This is a genomic window from Symploca atlantica LB2515, assembly GCF_052546295.1.
On record NZ_JBQWMT010000001.1, the window covers coordinates 456561 to 477812 of the forward strand.

18 protein-coding genes are annotated in these 21252 nt (G+C 43.6%); 7 read left to right on the top strand and 11 right to left on the bottom strand.

Features of this window, described 5'->3' with window-relative positions; genetic code table 11:
• Window positions 1-95: 95 nt before the first annotated feature.
• From pstB to pstS, 4 genes are all read right to left on the bottom strand, one after another.
• The gene (gene pstB, locus ACT7WV_RS01925) at window positions 96-884 is read right to left on the bottom strand and encodes a phosphate ABC transporter ATP-binding protein PstB (protein WP_463424208.1); all 789 of its coding nucleotides are present in this window, start codon (window positions 882-884) and stop codon (window positions 96-98) included.
• 27 nt (window positions 885-911) lie between these two features.
• Entirely contained in the window at window positions 912-1796 is an 885-nt protein-coding gene (pstA, locus tag ACT7WV_RS01930; RefSeq protein WP_445101278.1) for a phosphate ABC transporter permease PstA, read from the bottom strand.
• 20 nt (window positions 1797-1816) lie between these two features.
• Window positions 1817-2818 (bottom strand): phosphate ABC transporter permease subunit PstC, encoded by a 1002-nt coding sequence (pstC, locus tag ACT7WV_RS01935; RefSeq protein WP_445101279.1) that lies wholly within the window; start codon window positions 2816-2818, stop codon window positions 1817-1819.
• Window positions 2819-3382: 564 nt separating this feature from the next.
• Window positions 3383-4429, bottom strand: coding sequence for a phosphate ABC transporter substrate-binding protein PstS (gene pstS / locus ACT7WV_RS01940; RefSeq protein WP_445101280.1), 1047 nt, complete (start codon window positions 4427-4429; stop codon window positions 3383-3385).
• Between the two features lie 491 nt (window positions 4430-4920).
• On the opposite strand from pstS, the gene ACT7WV_RS01945 reads away from it, so the two are divergent.
• A complete protein-coding gene (locus ACT7WV_RS01945; RefSeq protein WP_445101281.1) occupies window positions 4921-6072 on the top strand; it encodes a hypothetical protein in 1152 nt (383 codons plus the stop codon).
• 96 nt (window positions 6073-6168) lie between these two features.
• Here ACT7WV_RS01945 and ACT7WV_RS01950 read toward each other — a convergent pair whose 3' ends face one another.
• The 4 genes from ACT7WV_RS01950 to ACT7WV_RS01965 all read right to left on the bottom strand — a co-directional run bounded on the left by ACT7WV_RS01950 (window position 6169) and on the right by ACT7WV_RS01965 (window position 8585).
• On the bottom strand, window positions 6169-6585 hold the full coding sequence (locus ACT7WV_RS01950; RefSeq protein WP_445101282.1) for an ExbD/TolR family protein: 417 nt from the start codon (window positions 6583-6585) through the stop codon (window positions 6169-6171).
• Window positions 6586-6678: 93 nt separating this feature from the next.
• Window positions 6679-7092: an ExbD/TolR family protein gene (locus ACT7WV_RS01955; protein WP_445101283.1), complete on the bottom strand. Its 414-nt coding sequence runs from the start codon at window positions 7090-7092 to the stop codon at window positions 6679-6681.
• Window positions 7093-7110: 18 nt separating this feature from the next.
• A complete protein-coding gene (locus ACT7WV_RS01960) occupies window positions 7111-7815 on the bottom strand; it encodes a MotA/TolQ/ExbB proton channel family protein (RefSeq protein ID WP_445101284.1) in 705 nt (234 codons plus the stop codon).
• A gap of 287 nt (window positions 7816-8102) precedes the next feature.
• Window positions 8103-8585, bottom strand: coding sequence for an IS1/IS1595 family N-terminal zinc-binding domain-containing protein (locus tag ACT7WV_RS01965; protein WP_445101285.1), 483 nt, complete (start codon window positions 8583-8585; stop codon window positions 8103-8105).
• 243 nt (window positions 8586-8828) lie between these two features.
• Here ACT7WV_RS01965 and ACT7WV_RS01970 point away from each other — a divergent pair, with 243 nt between their 5' ends.
• The 3 genes from ACT7WV_RS01970 (at window position 8829) to ACT7WV_RS01980 (ending at window position 12148) form a co-directional block, all read left to right on the top strand.
• On the top strand, window positions 8829-10352 hold the full coding sequence (locus ACT7WV_RS01970; RefSeq protein WP_445101286.1) for a UbiD family decarboxylase: 1524 nt from the start codon (window positions 8829-8831) through the stop codon (window positions 10350-10352).
• On the top strand, window positions 10336-11289 hold the full coding sequence (locus ACT7WV_RS01975) for a bestrophin family protein (RefSeq protein ID WP_445101287.1): 954 nt from the start codon (window positions 10336-10338) through the stop codon (window positions 11287-11289). Before ACT7WV_RS01970 ends, ACT7WV_RS01975 begins: the two co-directional genes overlap by 17 nt.
• Window positions 11290-11440: 151 nt before the next feature.
• Window positions 11441-12148, top strand: a complete 708-nt coding sequence (locus ACT7WV_RS01980) for a potassium channel family protein (RefSeq protein WP_445101288.1) — start codon at window positions 11441-11443, stop codon at window positions 12146-12148.
• On the opposite strand, the gene ACT7WV_RS01985 is transcribed toward ACT7WV_RS01980, so the two are convergent.
• Window positions 12114-13730 carry a Na+/H+ antiporter gene (locus ACT7WV_RS01985; protein WP_445101289.1) on the bottom strand — a complete coding sequence of 539 codons (1617 nt, stop codon included), beginning with the start codon at window positions 13728-13730 and terminating at the stop codon, window positions 12114-12116. The genes ACT7WV_RS01980 and ACT7WV_RS01985 overlap by 35 nt on opposite strands.
• 430 nt (window positions 13731-14160) lie before the next feature.
• Here ACT7WV_RS01985 and ACT7WV_RS01990 point away from each other — a divergent pair, with 430 nt between their 5' ends.
• From ACT7WV_RS01990 to ACT7WV_RS02000, 3 genes are all read left to right on the top strand, one after another.
• On the top strand, window positions 14161-15066 hold the full coding sequence (locus tag ACT7WV_RS01990; protein WP_445101290.1) for a CBS domain-containing protein: 906 nt from the start codon (window positions 14161-14163) through the stop codon (window positions 15064-15066).
• Window positions 15067-15216: 150 nt separating this feature from the next.
• Window positions 15217-15564, top strand: coding sequence for a hypothetical protein (locus ACT7WV_RS01995; protein WP_445101291.1), 348 nt, complete (start codon window positions 15217-15219; stop codon window positions 15562-15564).
• Between the two features lie 39 nt (window positions 15565-15603).
• Window positions 15604-16566, top strand: a complete 963-nt coding sequence (locus tag ACT7WV_RS02000; protein ID WP_445101292.1) for an MDR/zinc-dependent alcohol dehydrogenase-like family protein — start codon at window positions 15604-15606, stop codon at window positions 16564-16566.
• A gap of 102 nt (window positions 16567-16668) precedes the next feature.
• Here ACT7WV_RS02000 and ACT7WV_RS02005 read toward each other — a convergent pair whose 3' ends face one another.
• Both ACT7WV_RS02005 and ACT7WV_RS02010 read right to left on the bottom strand, forming a co-directional pair.
• Window positions 16669-18246: a sensor histidine kinase gene (locus tag ACT7WV_RS02005; protein ID WP_445101293.1), complete on the bottom strand. Its 1578-nt coding sequence runs from the start codon at window positions 18244-18246 to the stop codon at window positions 16669-16671.
• Between the two features lie 117 nt (window positions 18247-18363).
• Window positions 18364-21237, bottom strand: a complete 2874-nt coding sequence (locus tag ACT7WV_RS02010) for a response regulator (protein ID WP_445101294.1) — start codon at window positions 21235-21237, stop codon at window positions 18364-18366.
• Between the last annotated feature and the right edge of the window lie 15 nt (window positions 21238-21252).

Below are 21252 nucleotides of genomic sequence, written 5' to 3' on the forward strand. Positions count from 1 at the left end.
TAAAAATGGGTGGCTTTCTCGCTGAATATTAGCCTCAATTAACGCAGCTTGCGCTTTAGTGTACACGGTTACTTTCAGAAAAGATAGCTAATACCTTAACCAAAGCGACCTTCCACATATTCGCGGGTGCTGGGATGGGTTGCGTCTGTAAACAGCCTTGGGGTAGCTCCGAATTCCACTAACTGACCGATACGACTCTCATCAGTACTAAAGAAGGCAGTATAGTCTGAGATCCTAGAAGCCTGTTGCATATTATGAGTAACAATGACGATTGTTAGCTCCTTTTTAAGGGTTTTGAGTAGTTCTTCTATCTTCATAGTGGCAATTGGATCAAGAGCCGAACAAGGTTCATCCATCAGCAAGATCTTAGGTTTCACTGCCAACGCTCTGGCAATACAAAGCCGCTGTTGTTGACCACCAGAAAGTCCCCGGGCCGATTGATTCAACTTATCCTTGACTTCATCCCAAAGAGCAGCACCACGAAGCGCTGATTCAACCACTTGATCTAATTCTTCTCGATTACGGCGACCCACCAACCGGATTCCATAAGCAACGTTATCATAAATGCTCATAGCGAAAGGATTGGGCTTTTGGAAAACCATGCCAATTCTGCGGCGCACTCGATTGGGATTGACTTGGGGATGGTAGATGTCTTGACCAAAAAACTTCACTGTACCTTCGACCCTTACTTTTCCCTCTAGTTCACCAATCCGGTTGAGGGTTTTGAGAAAGGTTGATTTACCACAACCAGAAGGACCGATAATCGCTGTGATTTGACCTTCGTAGATTTCCAGTGATATTCCTTCTATCGCTTTTGTCTTGCTATTGCCATAGTAGAAGCTTAAGTTATTAACGTTCATGGCCGGAGTCAAAGCCCCGTTTATTTCTGTGACAGGGAAAACTGACATGATTTAACGATTCTCTAGGCGTTTGCGAGTTACCAGACGAGACAAAATGCTGCTGAGCAAAACTAGCCCGATCAGAACCAAAGAGGCTGTCCAAGCTAGTTGAGTTTGTTCCTTAAAAGGTGATTGGGCGTAGTTGTAAATCAGTACCGATAGAGAAGGAGTTGGACTCAACAATCCGTCTGGCCAAAATTGAGTCGATAAGGCGGTAAATATCAATGGAGCAGTTTCACCAGCAGCACGAGAAAGAGCCAACAAAATACCTGTAGTGATACTAGGAAGAGCCGCAGATACCACAATCCGGAAAGTAGTAGGTAGACGTCCGCCTCCCAAGGCAGCTGAGGCAAGGCGCTGGGAAGTTGGCACCAGTTTTAAGGCTTCTTCAGTGCTTAAAGCAATAATCGGTAGCATAATGATACCCAGGGCAAAACCACCACCCAAAGCAGAAAAGCCAAAAGCTAAGACGATGACACCGTAGGCAAAGACGCCAACCACAATCGAGGGAACGCTGCTGAGGATGGAGACAATAAAGCGGATGTAAGAAGCGATCGCGGAATCCTTGGCAAACTCTGATAAAAAGATACCTGTGAGTAGACCAAAAGGCACGCTCAGTAGGCAAGCAATTACTATCATGATCAAGGTTCCCAGGATTGCGTTGGCGAAACCGTTAGGCTCATTTTCTTGCCCCACGGGTGCTGGCAGAGAAATCAACGCTTCGAGGCTTAGTTGAGGGAGTCCTTTGTAGAGAATTTCAAATAAGATAGCAAACAGAGGTAACAACGCTGCAGCTGTAAGGGCGAAAGCAATGATTGTCATGCCTCTGCTTAACAAGGTTCGACCTAGAGGTAGGGGTTGGTGAATTTCCCTCTCGAAAAGTTGGTCATTAGTCATATCAATATGGGGAAAAATCTTTAATTTTTAACTTCTTTTGGACCAAACCACCGAACTATTAGCAAGGCAATGATGTTAACTACTAAGGTGATGACAAAAAGAATCAGCGCTAAGTACATCAGAGCCCCGATGTGCAAATCTTCTAAGGCTTCAGGAAATTGGTTAGCTAAAATTGCTGGAATAGTATAACCAGGAGCTAGGAGTGAAGGGCTGATGTTGATTGAATTACCAATCACCATCGTTACCGCCATTGTTTCCCCTAAAGCACGCCCTAAGGCGAGGATAACTGCTCCCAAAACACCGGAACTACCAGCGGGTAAGACAACTTTCAAAATCGTTTCCCAGCGAGTAGCGCCTAATGACATAGAGGCACTACGTAACTCTTGAGGAGTTACCAGTAGCACTTCCCGACTAATAGCGGCGACAGTCGGCAAGATCATAATCGCCAGCACAACACCAGCAGAAAACATTCCTGGGCCAAAGGGTTCGGTACTCCAGAGGGGAAACCAGCCAAAATTGCTAAATAGCCACTGTTGGAAAGGTAACAGAAAGGGGATTAGGACAAAAATGCCCCACAAGCCAATAATTACGCTAGGAATAGCAGCGATGAGTTCAACGAGGAATCCCAAAGGCGATCGCACCCATAGGGGTAAAAAATCTTCACTGGTGACAATTGCTACTGCCAATCCTGTAGGAACTGCTAATAATAAAGCCAGGGCGGAACTTACTAAAGTTCCATAGATAAAAGGTAGAGCGCCAAACTTGAGATTTCCGACATTCCAATTGTCGCTCCAGAGAAATTGCAGACCGAATTCCTCAATGGCTGGTCGAGCATCTTTAAAAACTATCCAGCTCATCCAAAAAAGGACTGCCGCTGTTGCTATAGCAAAGATCCAAACCAATCCTGTAAATCCTTGCTCTAGCCAGAAGCCTTCTCCTTGATTACTAGTTAGATCCAATTCAGCATCAGTTGCCGTAGGTTGCTCTTGCCAATTGTCGGCTTGTTTAGAAAAATTAGTCATATTTATCTATTTGAAGGGGTTTGGGGGAGCTATAAGCATGTCCTTGAACGAAGTGAAGGAACCCGCGCTATATTGCTAGAATTAGCGCCGGGATACTTCGACAAGCTCAGTAACAACATCGACTTCCCCAGCACCTAAGTGGTAAACTAGCCAGACTCTATACATAGGCTCACTTCCGCTAGCTGTTAGCGAAGCGGGCCCGCCTTCGGCGGGACAATTGCTGCACCGTGAGTTGAGTAGCGAAAAAGAGCGAAACAAAACCTAGTAGTACTGCTGGGCTAGCAGGAAAGGAAACTGCCTGGGCAGACGAGCTACCGGGGGTTGAAATATACTCGTTTCAGCCTAGGTAAGTGTCGAAATCCCGCAAGGGAGTAACCAGGAAATCCAAGAAGTGATTTTTGGAACCCCACACTCTAATCTTTGATTGAGTGTGGGATGTCACTCAGACAATGAGAGGATATCCCCAATACGGTGATGTCCCCAAAACCAGCGAAGAAACTAAATTTAAGGACTTGTAACCTTGGGCTAATATACTGAAGTGCTAGACAACAACTTCAGATGTTCCTATCTACCAGCCACGGAAACGCCTTCTTTTATTGAACTAATCGCGCGCTGAGCTACCGTGTTAGGAATCTCGGTGTACTGAAGCTCACCATTAATGTCTTGACCGTCAGTGAGAATCCACTCAACTAGCTCTTTCATCACTGCTGCTTTCTCAGCGTCGCCGTATTGTTTCTTAACTAGCAGCCAGGTGACACCAACAATAGGATAGCCATCACTGGGATCTTGGGAATTTTTGGTAGTGAAGTCGTTGTTAAACTCCACTCCTTCTAGGGCCTTATTCGCATCTGCCAAAGTAGGTGCTACGAAACTACCAGCCTTATTTTCAATCATGGCGGTAGAGAGTTTGTTCTGAGTAGCGTAGTCGGCTTCTACATAGCCAATAGCACCCTCATTCTGCTGTACCACAGCAGCGACACCAGCATTTTTGGCACCACCGACTGTGGTTCCGGGCCAAGTAGGTGCCTTGTTTGCGCCAACTTTATCGGCAAATTCCGAGTTAATGGCACTTAAGTGACTGGTAAAGATAAAGGTAGTTCCACTGCCATCAGAGCGCACAGCTACTCTAATCGGTCTGTCGGGCAGATTGACGCCAGGGTTTTGTGCCGCAATCTTAGCATCATTCCAACGAGTAATTTTGCCCATGAAGATTGCTGGCAGGGTTTCTCGAGACAACTTGAGATCAGAAACACCAGGAAGATTATAAGCAACGGCTACGGCACCGCCTGCAGTAGGAACTAAAAGCATGCCATGTTTCATTTTGGCAATCTCTGCTGGTTTTGGAGGCGCATCGCTACCAGCAAAGTCAACCGTGTCGGCAATGAATTGCTTGATGCCGCCGCCACTGCCAATGGCTTCGTAATTAACCTGATGATTTTTTTGTTTTTTGAACTCGGAGAAGTAGCGGTCGTAAAGAGGCTTAGGAAATGACGCTCCCGCACCATTGAGGGTGAGTGCTTGGGCAATCGCTCCTAAAGAACTGACAGAAAGAGCGAACGTGGCTACGGAAATTGTCATAGCACGACGCCAATTGGTCGTAGAGAAAGTCATCTTACTTATTCCTAAAGAGGCGTATAGATACCAGCGTCCCAGCATCTTTGGATCTCTTGCAGATAATATGCTTAGTTTTTTAAGTTAAGGTAATCAAAAATAAAAGCTTTGTTTAAGTTATTTTTAAGAAGCAAACTGGCTCATTGTATGCTAGCCTAACTTTAATTTTAGTCAATCATCTCTTGAGATATGATGTTCAAGTCTTGGGATATGATATTCAAGTAATTTGTGTTGTTTCTACTTTTAAACTAACTGACTCAGAGATTAGTTTTGATTATTGATGCAGTCTCTATTAATTATTTTATTTATTACGTATAGTAAAAAGAAAATTTGTCAAAAAAAAGGTGATTTATTAATAAGTGCAGCCTCGAATAGCAGCATTGTAAAGTTAAAAATTGACAACGCATTTATCCTGAAAATAGATATAAAAACACGAGACAAATATCCATTCTTTTGAAGGTTTTGTTAAGACAAATTCCGCAAGTGTATTTATGAACCAGCCTTACTTACTCAAAAACACGCCTGCTCCCCTGCGGATGTTGATTCAGCCAATGCTACTGATTTCCTTGGGTTTGCATGGCATGTTTTTACTGCTACCGCTACCATCAGAGTCAGAAAAACCACAGCCACCCAAAGAAGAAGAGGAACAAGTCAAAATTACCAAGCTAGCACCTTCTCCTCAAGCAAGTCCTAAATTAACCCCTAAAACTACTCCCAAACTCACTCCTACCCCTCAGACAAAATCAACTCCCAGAACGATTCAGCCAAACTTTCGCACAAACTTGGTTATACCACCAATACCTCAACCCAAGCCAAGTGTGGTTGCCCAACCAAGACCAACTTTAACACCAACACCAGAGCCATCAATTTCACCAACGCCGGAAGCCTCTGCTTCACCAACGCCGGAGCCATCAATTTCACCAACGCCAGAAGCCTCTGCTTCACCAACACCAGAGCCATCAATTTCACCAGTGCAAGCTCCTGTAGAACAAGATCCCTTTGCCAATTTTCCTATTTATCCAGGAGCTGGACAAGGTTCGTTGGGCTTATTCCCAGAAGAGGTTGATGGGGCTGCTTATAACACGGCGGATGGACTAGATAAAGTATTTAGTTTTTTCAGCACAAAATTACCGGAAGAGGGGTTTGAGTCTCCTCAGTCGCTTAACGATAGAGACGATTTGAGAGTTTATAAAATATCTAAGAATAGTGAGTCTCAAGTTCTACACTTGATTGCGCGAGAGGGAAATACAGTGATTTTTCTGGCTCCTAAGGTGGTAGATTTAGCTTCCTTGAAGAGTATCGGAGTAGAAACTGCCGAGGAAAGAGAATTTAGAGCAATTCTTGAAGGAGCTATTGATTTAGATTTAACAGTACAACTCACCGATGAACTGAGAAACCAATTTGAGGGTGTTTATAAGACAGATTTAGGAAAACTTTCCGGGGTAACTCCTGAAGAACTCCACACTCAATTTGAGAGTGTATTAGGAGGTAGTGGGTTTGTTGTTACTCAACTGGGTAACCATGCAGGCGGCTCTGTTTATCAAGTAACTAAAAACTCTTTTACAGGCTATCTATCTCTGGTACCTGTTGAAACTGGGATACCTGGAACGGCAATTTTCCTCTTAAAAGGTTCTCCTCTTTAAGGTGAGGCTGCATTGAGACTATAAACCAGATTCTGCTGTCAGAAGCTCAATTTTATATTTGCAACTTGTCTCCGGTTACCCTAACCAGGAGACAAGTCAATCAGCTTCTATTGCCAAAGAAACACGGTTGCCTCCTAAATCCTGCATTTCTCCTAGTAACTGGACAACCTTCTCGTAGGGTGCTTTAGGGTTTGCTTTGAGCAATACAGCTCCTTTAGTGTTCTCTCCTAAATAAGCTTTCATTTGCTCCGCCAGTTGCTCTTGATTAATCGGTTGGTTACCCAGCAAAATTTGTCCTTGTGGGTTTAAATCTATGAGTAAAGGTTCTGGTTGATCTGGTTGATTAACACTTTCTGCTTCACCGCTAGGTAACTGAACATTAACTCCTTGCTCAGTTGTCATCGTAGCAGAAATCATGACAAAGAATGCTAGAACTGCCATCATCACATTCAGCATGGGAATCAAGTCAACTCCCGGCATTAGTGAGCTTTGTTGTCGATTTTTAAATCGCATGGATAAATTTGAAAAGTAGAGAAGATAGAGGTCAGTGTTTTGAAAACTTATTAGTTGTCAGTAGTCAACTATTCATGACAAGTCAACTAATTCTTAATTTTTATTAATTGACAGAGAAACGCGATCGCCTCCAATATTACCCATTTCTTGCAAAACTTCCATTACTTCTTGGTAGGGTAACTCGCGATCAGCTTTCAAAACTACAGCTCCTTCAGGATTTTCTGTTAAAAAGGAACGCATTTTTAGAGCCAACTCAACGGAAGTAACCTTTTTATTTTCTAATATGAGCTGATCTTGCTTATTCAGACCAACAACTAATTGCTTTGGGGCTTTTTGTTCACTGACTCCAGCCTCAGCACCTGGCAGGCTAATATTTCCCAATTTTTGACTGGTTAAAGTCATAGAAGTAATGATGAAAAATGTCAAAACTGACATCAAAACGTCCATCATGGGCACTAAATTTACTTCCGGCATTGATGAGCCCTTGTGCTGATTTTTAAATCCCATAAATTTACCTTTTCTTGACTATCCTTCTACAGGAAGAGAACCAGTAGTTTTGCGTGTAGAGGAAACATCATAGGGAGTTGGCTCAGCAAAAGAAGGTTCGTACCAAATTTGGCGATAAATTAGTTCTAGTTCATTACCGACTTCAGCAAAATAGTCTATCTGCCGAGATTGCAAAGTTACAAGAATCCGAAAGATTAATAAGGCGAGAATAGCAACAATCATACCAGCAGCAGTAGTAAGGAGTGCTTCACCAATACCAGAAGCGGCTTTTGAGGCATCAGCAGCCGAACCACCACCGCCAATATTGAGGTTACTAAATGTGCCAATTAAACCAGTTACCGTACCTAATAGACCTAACAGAGGAGCCACAGCAATAATAGTTTCTAGTAATTTATCACCTTTGCGCATTTGAATAAATTCTTTATCTCCTGCTGCCTCCATTGCCAGACGGAAGGTTTCAGGAGTTGGGTTTCTTAACCTCAGAGGAGCCAGCAAAAAACGGCCAATTGGTAAAGCTTGAGCTTGTTGAGCGACAGATGTAGCTGCAGTCAAATCATAACGCGCAGCTTCCAATACATCATGCACAATACGGTCTTCTTGTCTTAATAACTGAAACCAAAACCAAGCTCTCTCCAAAGCACAAGATATTGTAAAAACTGACAAGCCTAAAAGAGGCCACATCACCGGGCCGCCTTTGAGCAAAAAATCATATACTCGCATCATATAGAGTTGGCTTTGCTCCTTGATGATCGTTACACTTCAAGTTGAGGTAACAATACTAGGTCTTTTCTAAGCCAGCCTATCGGAATTGCTTGCATATTGGGTTAATTTTTGGTGATCACTTGGATAACTTGTGGTTAAAATAGTAATTTTAAATTAACCATTCGTTCGCCATGTTCGAGGTATACCCTTCAACATAGTGAAAGGACAAGTTTCTATTTCTAGGTAATTCCCCAACTTCTAAATAGAAGAGAAGTCAACTATTTGAAAACTGCTATATTAGCGTATTGCTACTTGATAGCTTTTGCCCTTTTTCTGCACCTTAAAACAACTGCAAGATTCAACAAAATTTCTGAGGTGGCGGCACACAAATCAGATTTAAGATGGCATAAAGATTGGGCCTGGAGATGGCAATTACACAGCTTAGCTAAGAATTTTTCAGTCTTAATCTCGATGTTCAAATTTTCTGCATCTAGCAACAAAATAGCTATTCTTCGTGCTTTTTGAATTGGCAGCGTTACCGCACTTAGCTGTTGCGTTAATGCTTGGGGATAATTTTGCAGTAGGGTCAGTTTTTGGGTTAGAGTGGGCTGAGCATGCCCGTTGTTGTTCACCTTTTCTGCCTGAATCTCAGCATAAGAGGGTGTTTCAGTCGATAATGGTCTCAGGAATTGCCGACCCCATGCTTTACAAAGATATCGCTGCTTGGCATTAGCACGACCATTTTTACCTAGTCGGGAGGATTGACATCGAGGACATTTCATACTTGCCATGATGCCAACTCCACGAGCAACTTGCCCACGGAAATAACCCCGAAGTTATAGACGTCTCCTCAAGGCAAGACATTGCTTGGTCTATAGCTTCTAAGCTTTTGTGCAATTTAAATGCGCTCTAGCCAATCAGGAGTGCCGCCTAATCTTTGGGCAAATGCGCTTCCCTCAGGTTACAAGAAGTACTCGTACTTTTGAGGATTGATCCCATAATAAAAGGTGGTACTTCATATATCTTAATTAACGATGGCAAGAGATTTGCGGGGATTTATCAAGCTACTGGAAGAACGAGGCCAGTTAAAGAGGATTACAGCCCTCGTTGACCCAGATCTAGAAATTGCTGAAATTGCCAACCGGATGCTGCAACAGGGTGGCCCTGGTCTGTTATTTGAAAACGTCAAAGGTGCCTCTTTTCCGGTAGCAATCAACCTCATGGGGACGGAGGAACGGGTTTGCTGGTCAATGAATATGGAACATCCCCAGGAATTGGAGACTCTCGGCAAAAAGCTGGGAATGCTGCAACAGCCGAAACCGCCGAAAAAGATTTCCCAAGCGGTGGAGTTTGGCAAGATTCTGTTTGATGTACTCAAGGCTAAACCAGGTCGTGACTTTTTCCCAGCTTGTCAGCAGGTAGTTGTGGAGGGAGAGGCGGTAGATTTAAGCAAGTTACCTTTGATACGGCCCTATCCAGGTGATGCTGGAAAAATTATCACAATGGGACTAGTCATTACTAAAGATTGTGAGACTGGCACCCCCAATATAGGCGTGTACCGACTGCAACTGCAATCCCACAACACCATGACAGTGCATTGGTTATCGGTGCGTGGTGGTGCCAGACACCTACGCAAGGCAGCAGAACAAGGCAAGAAATTAGAGATTGCCATTGCTCTAGGTATTGACCCTCTGCTGATCATGGCAGCTGCCACACCGATTCCTGTAGACCTCTCAGAATGGCTGTTTGCCGGACTCTATGGCGGTTCTGGAGTGAAGTTGGCAAAATGTAAGACGCTGGATTTGGAAGTACCAGCAGACTCAGAAATTGTCCTGGAAGGGACAATTACGCCGGGTGAAGTGATGCCAGACGGCCCTTTTGGTGACCACATGGGTTATTACGGCGGTGTAGAGGATTCGCCTTTGATTCGCTTCCACTGTATGACACACCGCAAAGATCCAATTTATCTAACTACTTTTAGTGGACGTCCACCAAAGGAAGAAGCGATGCTAGCGATCGCACTTAATCGGATTTACACTCCAATTTTACGGCAGCAAGTCTCAGAAATTGTGGACTTCTTCTTGCCTATGGAAGCCCTTAGTTACAAAGCAGCTATTATTTCCATTGACAAAGCTTATCCTGGTCAAGCACGGAGGGCAGCCCTAGCTTTCTGGAGTGCTCTACCTCAATTTACTTATACAAAGTTTGTCATTGTGGTAGATAAAAACATTAATATTCGCGATCCGCGTCAAGTAGTCTGGGCAATTAGTTCTAAGGTTGACCCCTCGCGGGATGTGTTTATTCTACCAAATACGCCTTTTGATACTTTAGATTTTGCCAGTCAGAAAATTGGCTTAGGCGGGCGTATGGGAATTGATGCAACTACTAAGATTCCGCCGGAAACAGAACATGAATGGGGGGCACCTCTGGAATCTGATCCAGATGTGGCAGCAATGGTAGAACGGCGCTGGAAAGAATATGGTTTAGCCGATTTAAATTTAGGAGAAGTTGACCCCAGTTTGTTTGGGTACGATATGCGTTATGAACAACGTGGTTAAAGAAAAACTTAGTGTGGGCAACGACTGGAAGAAACGCCATTGGTTTCGAGTTGCTTTACAATGGCAATCATCAGTCGTTCCCAGTATTTTACCCAAGGTAATTGGCTGTGGTTTATTTGGTTTATTGATTTCATTTTTTTACCATCTTGGCTTCTCTGTTTCCTGGACGATTCAGAGTGACCTCGTTCCTAGCATCGTCTTAGGTTTACTATTAGTTTTTCGGACAAATACGGCTTATGAGCGGTTTTGGGAAGGTCGTCGAGTCTGGGGAGTTTTAGTCAATACTGTCCGCAACTTAGCTCGGCAAATCTGGGGAGCGATCGCGGAAAACCACCCAGCCGATAGAAAAGATAAAGTGGAAACCATGCGCCTCTTAGTGGCTTTTGCCGTTGCTACGAAGTTACATCTTAGATCAGAGCCACTGAATGCAGAACTAGAGGCTTTAATGCCACTAGAAATGTATAAAAAGCTGCAAACGATGAATCATCCTCCTTTAGAAATTGCTTTTTGGATAGCAGATTATCTTCAGCAACAGCATGAGCATAACTGCCTCAATACCTATCAACTAACCGCCATGCTAAAATTGCTTGATACAATGGTGGATGTTTTAGGTGCTTGTGAACGAATTGTCAAAACCCCGATACCTTTAGCCTATGCAATTCACCTGAAGCAAATCTTATTAATCTATTGTTTATCACTGCCGTTTGTCTTGGTTGGTCAATTGCATTGGTGGACTGGTTTAGTAGTTGCTTTGATTAGTTTTACTTTGCTGGGTGTCGAAGCAATTGGCATTGAAATTGAAAATCCTTTCGGTTACGATCCCAATGATTTGCCGTTAGATGCTATTTGCCAAACAATGGAACGTAATATCGAAGATTTAATTACTCTAGCTCCCTGTGTTCGGCATTGGAGAATGACACAAATTGAGAAAATCTGAATAAGAATGATCAGTGAGTTGTTAAATGACAAAAAGAGACAAAAAAAGGAGTTAAGCATTGTTTATCGCGAACATTTTCTGAACTGGTACATATTACAAAATAGACAATAGACAAAGCTGTTTGTAAAGCAATTACTGAGCAAAATTAGCCATGTACGTTTTGATTGGTGGAGCTGGTTTAGTAGGAATAAGTTTGGCGCAAAAGCTAGTAGAATTAGACCATACGATCGCAATGATCGACATTGACACCACAGCCTGCCGTTATGCTCGCGACCAAGTGGGAGTAATGGCTTTTGAAGGCAGTGCGGTCAGCATGCAGTTATTGTTTGAAGCAGGAATTCGCAAGGCAGATGCCATAGTTGCTGCCCTTCGTAATGATGCTCTCAATCTGGCAATGATTACCCTGGCTAAGCACTATGGCGTGCCCCACATTGTGACTCGGATGCGCCAACGCGATTTTGAAGGCCCCCTTCGTCTTGCCGGAGCTCATCACATAATCAGTACCGTTGACCTTGCTGTCAATACAATGGTAACGGCAATTGAATACCCCCAAGTTGAATCAGTGATGCACTACGAACAGGGACAAGTAGAAGTCTTCAAAATAGCAATTCCAGAAGATTCCCACGTTGCTGGCCGTGGCTTGGCTCTTGTCTCTAGGGATTCTCGTTTTCCAGAGGGTTCTTTAATTATCGGCTATCAATCTCACCCCCATGCCGATTTAGTCATTCCCAATGCCAATACCAAGCTAGAGGCAGGCTCGACTATTCTAGTGGTGACTAAATCGGCATTATTGCATCAGGTGGTTGATTATTTGGGTCTACGTTCTAATCATCCTGTAACTTCAGAAGTTGCTCATTGAGTATTTTGCTACGTTCTTGAACTATTTCCTCTGAAAGAATATTGCGGCGCAGGGCTTCATTCAAAGCTCTCTTTTCTGCAATAAGCAATTGTCGCCGGATTGCATCTAGTTTTTTGCTACCCCCGTTAAATATTGTGGATTGCTCGGAACGCTGGTTATAAATCTCCCGCAAGGTTTTCTCAGAAGAAGCTACCCGCACCTGATAAGCCGACCGCATTTCTTCATAGACAGCTTTGGGCAAAATTCCTGAACTCAACAAACTTTCTAACTCATCTTGGGCGGCTTTAGCAGTCATCAGTTGGGCTTGTAATTCCTCAACTACTTTGCTACTCCCCGAATGATGAGCTAACCTCAAGCGCCGTACAAACCAGGGTAAGCTGAGTCCCTGTCCCACCAGAGACACCAGAACTACGCCCAAAACAACCGCAATCAGTCTCTCTCGTTCTGGCAATGCTGCTGGTAAGCTCAAGGCTAAGGCAGTCGAGAGAGAGCCCTTAATATTGCCCACAAACATAACATGCCGCCAGCGCCAAGGGATGGGTCTATCAAAAAAACGCACTAAGTCTAAGAGGGGATAAACAGTGACGGCGCGTCCCACCTGAAAGGCGATTAATGCCAGAAAAACTGCTGGCAAAGTCTGCCAAAGGGTGATCAGATTAATTTCTAGGCCAATTAACAAAAAAATGAAGGTATTCACCCCAAATCCGGCAAATTCCCAGAAGCTGAACAAAGTCACCTGTGTGGAGGGCGAGATACTCTGAGAGAGCCCCAAATTGCCCACAATTAGTCCTGCAACCACAACAGCGACTACGCCGGATACTCCTAACAACTGACCTACTTGGAAAGCGCCCAAAGCAACCGCAAGGGTAAGAAGAATGGCGCTTAAGGGGTCATCAGTTTGGCTAAACCAACCCACACTAAGATAACCTAATGCTAATCCGACTAACGCTCCGCCAATAATGACCAACAAAAACTCTTGGACTGCATCTAAGGGCGATAAAGAACCAGTAGAGTAAAATGTCAAAATTAGGCTAAATAAAACTAAAGCAACGTCGTCATTGAGAAGGCTTTCACCCTCAACCAAGGTAGTTAATCGGGAAGGAACTGAAACTTCTTTAAAAACTGCAATTACTAGGGCTGTATCGGTAATTGATAAAATCACGCCAACCAGTAAAGCAGGTATCCAATCTAGACCTAATTCAAGTTTCAGCAAGGCTGAGGTTGTACCAGCACAAATTACTACTCCAGGTCCAGCGAGTAGGGCAATCGGTTTAATAGTACTGCGTAAGCGACTGATATCTGTATTAATTGCCGCTTCAAATAACAGAATTGGCAAAAAGAGATTGAAAATTAGAGATGAGTCCAAACCGATCCGATGGGGCAAAAGCTCTGTAATCGCTAAACCGGCTAGCACCAAACCAGTAATATAGGGAATCTGAAATCGTCGCGAGATCAGGGCAACCCCCGTGGCAACCAGTAATAAGATAATCAGAACCGTTACTAATTCAGCAACATCGCTCTGACCAGAACTGCCTACGACATTGGGGACTGCTAGAAGCGAGTAATTGCCTAGCCACTCCATGATGCTTAGTTACTCAGATAATACAGTACTCTGAGATTGTAGTGGATGCCGCTTAGACAAATACTTTGTTGCTATACAAAGGATTAAAGTAAAGGTGCCAATACCTGACGCTCAGCTTCAAGTACTGTAATTTAACTGTTACTACACAACGCGATTAATTGCTCTTGTCAAGATATATAATATTTCTGTAAGGGAATTTTTTATAGGCATTTAATTTAATTCACTTTTGTTTCTCAATAGACAAAATCAAATATTTTGACAAAAAAAATTAACTGCGAATTAAATAAGCATTAAGCTTAGTTTATTGCTTAAAAAAGTAAAGCTAACTTAGCATAAAAAACTGGGAAGTTATCTAACTTTTAACTATAAATAACTTTTTTTGATTTAAGATTAAGGTGAAAATTGCTAATCTGAATAATTAATTTGACTGATGTCTATTATCAAAGAGCTTTACACAGATTCCTCGATTTCTTCTGTAATTCCTTCATCGAAAAATCTTGACGTGGGTTTGGAGTCAAGGCTTTATAAACTACCCCTATACGATTTTCAAGTTGAATACTCTTGCTCAGGTAAGGAAGTTGCTCAAAAATTCCAAGACAATCCACTACTCCCAGGAGTGATTCTCACCAAGAAAGGTACATTTTCAGGTATGATTTCACGGCATCGCTTTTTAGAGATGATGAGCCGTCCCTATGGCATAGAACTGTTTTCTCGGCGCTCTCTTGATTCTTTGTATAACTTTGTGGCTCCAGAAGTCTTAATACTCAAGGGCGACACGCAGATAGTAGAAGCGGCTCGTTGCTGTCTACGACGCTCAGAAGAGTTAGTATATGAACCAATTGTAGTAGAGATTAACCGGGCAGTTTACCGATTACTAGATATGCATCAGTTACTTCTAGCTGATTCACAAATTCATCAGTTAACTTGCCAGTTACTTAATGAGCAAATGGATGAACAAGTTAAAGCTCTAAGTAACCAAATAGAAAAAATGAGCAGTCTGAGTACTGCAGAAAGAATGGTCAGTTTAGGAAAAATAGCTCCTATTATTGCTTCGGAGATGAAAAACCCTGCTTTTTGGGCTGATAATTTGGAATTCCTCTTCGTTTATTGTCAACAAATTAGAGAAGTACTGTTAAATTGTGAAGTTAATTTGACTCAAAACCCGACAACTATTGTTGGGCTTGCAGAAGAAGGCAGCCTAAATTTTATTGTCAAAGATTTTCCCAAAACATTAACAACGATGAAAACTGGTTCGGAAAAATTGTATAAAATTGTTGGAGGTCTACAAATATTACTAGAGCGTATCCTGAATATTAGTAACCGCTTACCTCATTAAAAGCATTCTACCAAGTGCGGGACAAGATCGAGTCCCTGGTATTAATACTTAACCCACTCACAGCAACCCAGTGGCAGGAAGCAACATTGGGGACAAGCGTGTCAGTATAGAGGTACAAGAGTATGACCGGTCTCAAAAAACTCAAGACTCATGGCTGATCCACTGCACAAAGACTCAGAACATGCTGAAGATATCCGCATGACGACCACTACAAAAATTTGGTCTTATGCCATCGGCATGCTAGCACTTTGCATACCACTTTCTCCAATTACCAGGAGCGGCGCAATTCTCCCTTTAGCAGTTGTTACAGGTGCAGCAGCAGGCACCGCTTTTGTTTGGCGATCTGATCAAAAAGCTCAGAATGCTTTACCTGCCAGTAAGCTACAACAGATAGAAGAACGCCTTGCTAACTTAGAAACAATTGCTGCTAGTGGGCAATTAGAATTGCGATCGCAATTTAAACAACTAGAGTCAAATAATCAAAATGTCTCAGAGTAGAAACAAGCTCCGATTTGTCTGATATTCTCAGGACTAAACATGAAAGGAATCTGGCTAGAAAACCAGCAACTGCAACTGTGTACCAATCTCCCCATACCGACACCCCCTCCCGGTGAAGCACTGGTGCGCGTCCTGCGCGCTGGCATCTGCAATACTGACTTAGAACTCCTCAGAGGCTACTATCCCTACACTGGTATCCTCGGTCATGAATTTGTCGGTGTGGTAGAGCAAGGGCCAGAAAATTTATTTAACCAAAGAGTCGTCGGGGAAATCAACGCAGCTTGTGGTCAATGCCGTTTTTGTCTTAGCGGACAGCCGACTCACTGCGAAAACCGCTCCGTTCTGGGGATTGTTAACCGTAACGGAGCCTTTGCCGAATATCTCACCTTACCGGTTAAAAACTTACACCCAATACCGGATGAGATTTCTACAGACGCCGCCACCTTTACCGAACCCTTAGCCGCTGCTTTAGAAATCCAACAACAGGTATCAGTGCGACCAGATCACCGAGTGCTGGTAGTGGGAGATGGTAAATTAGGGCAATTGGTAGCGCAAACCCTAGCGCTGACTGGCTGCGATTTGTTGGCAATTGGTCGCCATCAAGAGAAGCTGGCTAACCTAGAAGCGCGGGGTATTAAGACTGGCTTTGCCGATGCAGTAACCCAGAGATCTTTCGATATTTCAGTCGAGTGTACTGGCAACCCAGAAGGATTTGCGATCGCACGGAGAGCTTTACGTGCTAGAGGTACTCTCGTCCTCAAGAGTACCTATGCTGGGAAGCTTACTTTTGACGCCTCTTCCCTCGTCGTAGACGAAATTACCCTGATTGGTTCTCGCTGCGGTTCTTTTGAACCAGCTCTTGAGCTATTATCCCAACATAAAGTAGAGGTTAATTCACTAATTCAAGCCCATTACCCCGTCAGTGAAGGACTAGCAGCCTTTGAACATGCTCAGCAACGGGGTGTCTTGAAAGTCTTGCTAGAGATGGACACAGATAGCTAAATTAGCTTAACTAAGCAGAACCATGCCTGCGATAAACACTTCCTCAAAACGAATTAGATAACTCGAATTATCTGATTAAGTCTGAGCCAAAAGTCGAGATATTCAAAAAGCCGAGGTTGAGCTGGCATTTAACGGCAAAATCAGGGTAAAAGTTGTCCCTATTCCCACTTCGCTCTCTAGTTTAATCCGGCCTTGATGCAAATCCACGCATTTTTTGACAATTGCTAACCCCAGTCCCGTTCCTCTAATGGTGCCAGCATTGCCCGCCCGATAGAAAGATTCAAATATTCTGGGCTGATCTTCTGAGGGAATACCAATTCCATGATCCTCAACGCGGAAAATGGCTTGATCATCTTGGCAAATTAACTCAAGATTCACTGTGCCTCCTTGGGGAGAATATTTGACTCCATTAGACAGTAAATTGGTCAAAATTTGTCGCAGTAACTTCTGATCTACAATGGCTTTAGTGTTATCACCTTGAGACCACAACGCGATTGTATGTTGGTCATCCACATCTACTTGCAACTCCTCAACAATTTCTAGGCATAAGTTCTCCAAATTCAGAGGGATTGGATTAAATACTAATTGTCCAGCCTCCGCTTCGTCGAAAAGAGTTACCTCCTCAAGCAGTTTGGTCATGTGGGCTACTGATTTTCCAATCTTCTGGAAATGTTTGCGTTTTTTCTCCTGGACTAATTTATCAGCATAATTTTCGAGCAATTCGCTAGAAGATTGAATTGTAGTTAGTGGGGTACGGAACTCGTGGGAGATTGTCGTGATCACACGAGATTTTAGTTCACCCAGTTCTTTTTCTTTATCCAGCGCTGCGCGCATCATTTCGGAGCGTTGCTCTCGTTCAACAATTTCCGTTTCTAGCCTTACTTTTTCTTTTTCTAAAGCTTCAGTATAAAGACGCTCAGTGATGTCTTGAAGAGTGCCAGAAATGCCCAGAATAGAACCGTTAATTAGCAACTGCGCATGGGCGCGAATTTCGATCCAACGAGACTCTTCCGCCTTAGTTAAGCATCTTAATTCTTGCCGAATAGAGCCTTTTTGCCCTTCAATCAGCGATCGCCACAGCTCTCGATGAAGTTCTTGATCCTGAGGATGGATGTAGTCTAGGAAATTTTTTCCTAAACTCTCGACTACCTTAAATCCAGTGAGGTTTGTCCAAGCCGTATTCAGAAATGTCCATTGGCCATCCGCGTCGGTTTCAAAGATTACTTCCCTGACGTTTTCTACAACAGAACGATATTGTTTCTCGCTATTGAGCAAAGCCTTCTGAGCCCAACTAGCTTCGAGAAGACGACGGACACGCCGACGCAGCACGGGTGGGTGGACTGGTTTAGTGACGAAATCTATCGCACCCGATTCAAATGCCCAATCAACAGATGCCTGGTCATTCAGGCCAGTGATCATCAACACAGGAGCACAATTACCTTCTCTGAGTGCTTGTAATTTGCTACAGCAAATAAAACCATCCATTACGGGCATCATGGCATCTAACAATACCATATCAGGCTCGTGGGACTGATAGGCAGCTAGACACTGCTGACCATCTTCGGCTTCTTCTACTGTATATCCCTCTTGTTCCATCACTTGACGTAGCATTAGCCTTGTGAATCGGTCGTCGTCTACAACCAGGATCAGAGGAGAAGAGTTATTACCATAGGTAGTCATATTGCAATTTTCCTAGCTAGAGGACATGGCTTAAGAGATTTCTGGCAAAAATTCAAAATAAGAATTGGGAACCACAGATGGACAACAGATGAAATCAGGTTTTGCCAGAGGCTTGATCTACACTCTGTGACACTCTTTTTGCAGTGCTATTTTTACTCGTTCGTATTCAGTTTCCATCTGTGACATCACTGGTTTTGCCACCGTTGTTGTGTGGCTGCCCAGATTTTCTAGCTGCTGGCACAGTTGAGACAGACTGATTGCTCCTAAGGAAGCACTGCTCGATTTCAAGGTATGAGCTGCACTTTGCATTACTTGCGGCTGTTGTTGAGCGATCGCCTTTTTCATTGTTTGCAGCAAAGAGGGAGTATCTTCCAAGTAAGTATCAATTAAGGTAGCCAGGATTTCACTAGCACTCTCCCCCATCATTGCTCTAAAGTTGGCTAATACTTCTGTGTCGATAGCCTCTTCAATGACTCGAATTGGAGCTGCGTTTTCTAAACGAGGCCAACATTGTTTAAGAGACTCCACCAACTCTTCTACTCGAATTGGCTTGCTCACATAATCGTCCATCCCAGCACGAAGGCACTTTTCTCTGTCACCTTGCATAGTATTAGCAGTCATCGCAATAATTCTGGGGCGCTTTTCTGGGGGCCATTGATTGCAGATGCGTCGTGTAGCTGTCAATCCGTCCATTTCTGGCATATGTACATCCATGAATACGAGATCATATTGCTGACGTTGCAAAGCTTGGAGTACCTCTAGTCCGTTACCTGCGGTATCAGCTCGATACCCCATTTTTTGTAATATCTGTAGAGCTAGTTTCTGGTTCACCATATTGTCTTCAGCTACCAAAATTCGCAACGGTAGTTTTTCGGCCATTTGGGGATCAAGTTGCGGTTTTTGAGAGCTGTTAGGCTTGACCTTGAGGGGTAATCCGCCGAAGATTTGGGCCAAAGTATTGTAAAGCTGAGATTGCTTCACTGGCTTGTTGAGAAAGGCAGCAAAACCAACCTGAGCAGCTTCAAATTCAATTTCTGGTTTACCAATGGAAGTCAACATCACTAAGGGCAATTGACGACATTCAGGTCGTTTTTGAATTGCCTTTGCTAAGACCAGACCATCCATTTCCGGCATTTGCATATCTAAAATAGCGAGGTCAAAAGATAGACCTTGGTCAATCAGACCAATTGCTTCATAACCTGAGTGTGCAGTCACCGGAATCATTCCCCAAGACCGAGCTTGTAGGGTCAGTATTTCACGATTAGTTGCATTATCATCGACAATTAGCAACCGTTTATCAGCTAGTGTTGGCTGGATTTGGTCGCTCGGATGGTTATTGAGCAATGATTGAGAAGATGATTGTGTAACTATCGTGAAATAAAATGTGGAGCCGACTCCTACTTGACTTTTCAGCCACATCTTACCTCCCATCATTTCGCACAGCCGTTTGCTAATTGCCAGCCCCAGACCAGTGCCACCATATTTCCGAGAGGTGGAGGAATCTACTTGAGAAAAAGACCGGAACAGGCGGTCTACTCGGTCTTGAGGAATGCCAATACCAGTATCTTTGACTGCGAATTGGATTTCATGGCTGAGCGTATCGGATTGGGAATAATCGCTCGTTTGATTAATAGCAAAGGCTTCTGATTTTTTACTAACTGCAGTCGCATTTCCTCGTGGCGTTTCACAGTCCAAAATGAGTCGAGCTTCTACCTCAACCGTAACTTCCCCCTCATTAGTGAATTTAATGGCATTGCCCAATAAATTCACTAATATCTGGCGTAACCTAGTAATATCGCCGATCAGTGTACTTGGGGTTTGCAAATGGAGGAGATAAGCTAACTCCAGTTTTTTCTCTGCTGCTTTGGTCGCGAGCAAGTCGAGGCATTCTTCAATGCAAGTTCGTAAATCAAAAGGTTGTTCTTCTAACTCCAGCTTGCCGGATTCGATCTTAGAGAAGTCGAGGATGTCGTTGATGATCACTAATAAGGCATCTCCACAGCTACGGATGGTTTCAGTAAATTCCCGTTGCTGAGGGGTCAACTCTGTGTCCAAAAGCAGTCCAGTCATGCCAATTACTCCGTTCATCGGAGTACGGATCTCATGGCTCATCGTGGCCAAGAAATCACTTTTGGCACGAACTGCTGCCAAAGCTTGATCACGAGTCTGCTCTAATTCGGCCGCAGCTTGATGCAACTGCTTTTGGGTCTGATCACGCTCCGCTATACGCTCTTGCAAACCCTGTAAAGTTTGTTGCAATTGTGCTGCCATATGATTAAAGGCCGCTTTTAACTTGCCCACTTCGTCGTCTTGACTGATGTCAGCGCGTCGGTCTAGATCACCATTTGCTAATGCTTGAGCGAGATCAGCTAGCTCTTGTAGAGGAGTGCCAACTTCCCGATTAAAGAGGATTAGCGTTAAGCTTACCACCAAAGCACTGACCAAAAGAGAAGCAATCAGCGTGTTGGTTACTGCTTGGCGTAACTCCTGTTGAACATTTTCTAGGGAATAGCCTAATCGAACTTCCCCTAGAGTTCTGCCGCCGGAAATAATCGGAGTGCGGACTTCACGCACTACTGGCTCTTGTAGAACTCTGTCAACTAGAGGTACGAGGTTGTTTTCAAATTCACCGGACTTCAAAGCCTGAACAATTAGCGGATTGTCTTGATCTAGGAAGCGTGTTAAAGAATTTCCTTTCGGGTCAATGACTGCGCTGTAGACAATATCAGCATCCACGCTCGTCTGTCTCATCAGCCTTTCCAATGCCAAAAAATCTGACCCCAAAACTGCTTCCGGACTAACAGCACTTAAGAATTTGGCTTGACCTTCTGCCTTATGTTCGAGCGCTGTCAACTGCCGAAGAAAACGGCCGCGAACTTGCAACAATCCGAACAGTAACTGAATAATTACTAAGAATGTACTCGCAATTCCCAGATAACGAAAGGTAATACTATTCCTAAAAATGCCTAAATTATTTCCTTGAGCAGTCATTTTCGGCTCCAGTGC

What these genes read in the sequence shown, in the direction of transcription:
- ACT7WV_RS01980 (WP_445101288.1), top strand. Translation starts at nt 11,441, where the DNA reads ATGTACGTTTTGATTGGTGGAGCTGGTTTAGTAGGAATAAGTTTGGCG.
- ACT7WV_RS01970 (WP_445101286.1), top strand. Translation starts at nt 8,829, where the DNA reads ATGGCAAGAGATTTGCGGGGATTTATCAAGCTACTGGAAGAACGAGGC.
- pstC (WP_445101279.1), bottom strand. Translation starts at nt 2,818, where the DNA reads ATGACTAATTTTTCTAAACAAGCCGACAATTGGCAAGAGCAACCTACG.
- ACT7WV_RS01950 (WP_445101282.1), bottom strand. Translation starts at nt 6,585, where the DNA reads ATGCGATTTAAAAATCGACAACAAAGCTCACTAATGCCGGGAGTTGAC.
- ACT7WV_RS01960 (WP_445101284.1), bottom strand. Translation starts at nt 7,815, where the DNA reads ATGATGCGAGTATATGATTTTTTGCTCAAAGGCGGCCCGGTGATGTGG.
- ACT7WV_RS01990 (WP_445101290.1), top strand. Translation starts at nt 14,161, where the DNA reads ATGTCTATTATCAAAGAGCTTTACACAGATTCCTCGATTTCTTCTGTA.
- ACT7WV_RS01945 (WP_445101281.1), top strand. Translation starts at nt 4,921, where the DNA reads ATGAACCAGCCTTACTTACTCAAAAACACGCCTGCTCCCCTGCGGATG.
- ACT7WV_RS01965 (WP_445101285.1), bottom strand. Translation starts at nt 8,585, where the DNA reads ATGGCAAGTATGAAATGTCCTCGATGTCAATCCTCCCGACTAGGTAAA.
- ACT7WV_RS01985 (WP_445101289.1), bottom strand. Translation starts at nt 13,730, where the DNA reads ATGGAGTGGCTAGGCAATTACTCGCTTCTAGCAGTCCCCAATGTCGTA.
- ACT7WV_RS01995 (WP_445101291.1), top strand. Translation starts at nt 15,217, where the DNA reads ATGGCTGATCCACTGCACAAAGACTCAGAACATGCTGAAGATATCCGC.
- ACT7WV_RS02010 (WP_445101294.1), bottom strand. Translation starts at nt 21,237, where the DNA reads ATGACTGCTCAAGGAAATAATTTAGGCATTTTTAGGAATAGTATTACC.
- ACT7WV_RS01975 (WP_445101287.1), top strand. Translation starts at nt 10,336, where the DNA reads ATGAACAACGTGGTTAAAGAAAAACTTAGTGTGGGCAACGACTGGAAG.
- pstA (WP_445101278.1), bottom strand. Translation starts at nt 1,796, where the DNA reads ATGACTAATGACCAACTTTTCGAGAGGGAAATTCACCAACCCCTACCT.
- pstS (WP_445101280.1), bottom strand. Translation starts at nt 4,429, where the DNA reads ATGACTTTCTCTACGACCAATTGGCGTCGTGCTATGACAATTTCCGTA.
- ACT7WV_RS02005 (WP_445101293.1), bottom strand. Translation starts at nt 18,246, where the DNA reads ATGACTACCTATGGTAATAACTCTTCTCCTCTGATCCTGGTTGTAGAC.
- ACT7WV_RS01955 (WP_445101283.1), bottom strand. Translation starts at nt 7,092, where the DNA reads ATGGGATTTAAAAATCAGCACAAGGGCTCATCAATGCCGGAAGTAAAT.
- ACT7WV_RS02000 (WP_445101292.1), top strand. Translation starts at nt 15,604, where the DNA reads ATGAAAGGAATCTGGCTAGAAAACCAGCAACTGCAACTGTGTACCAAT.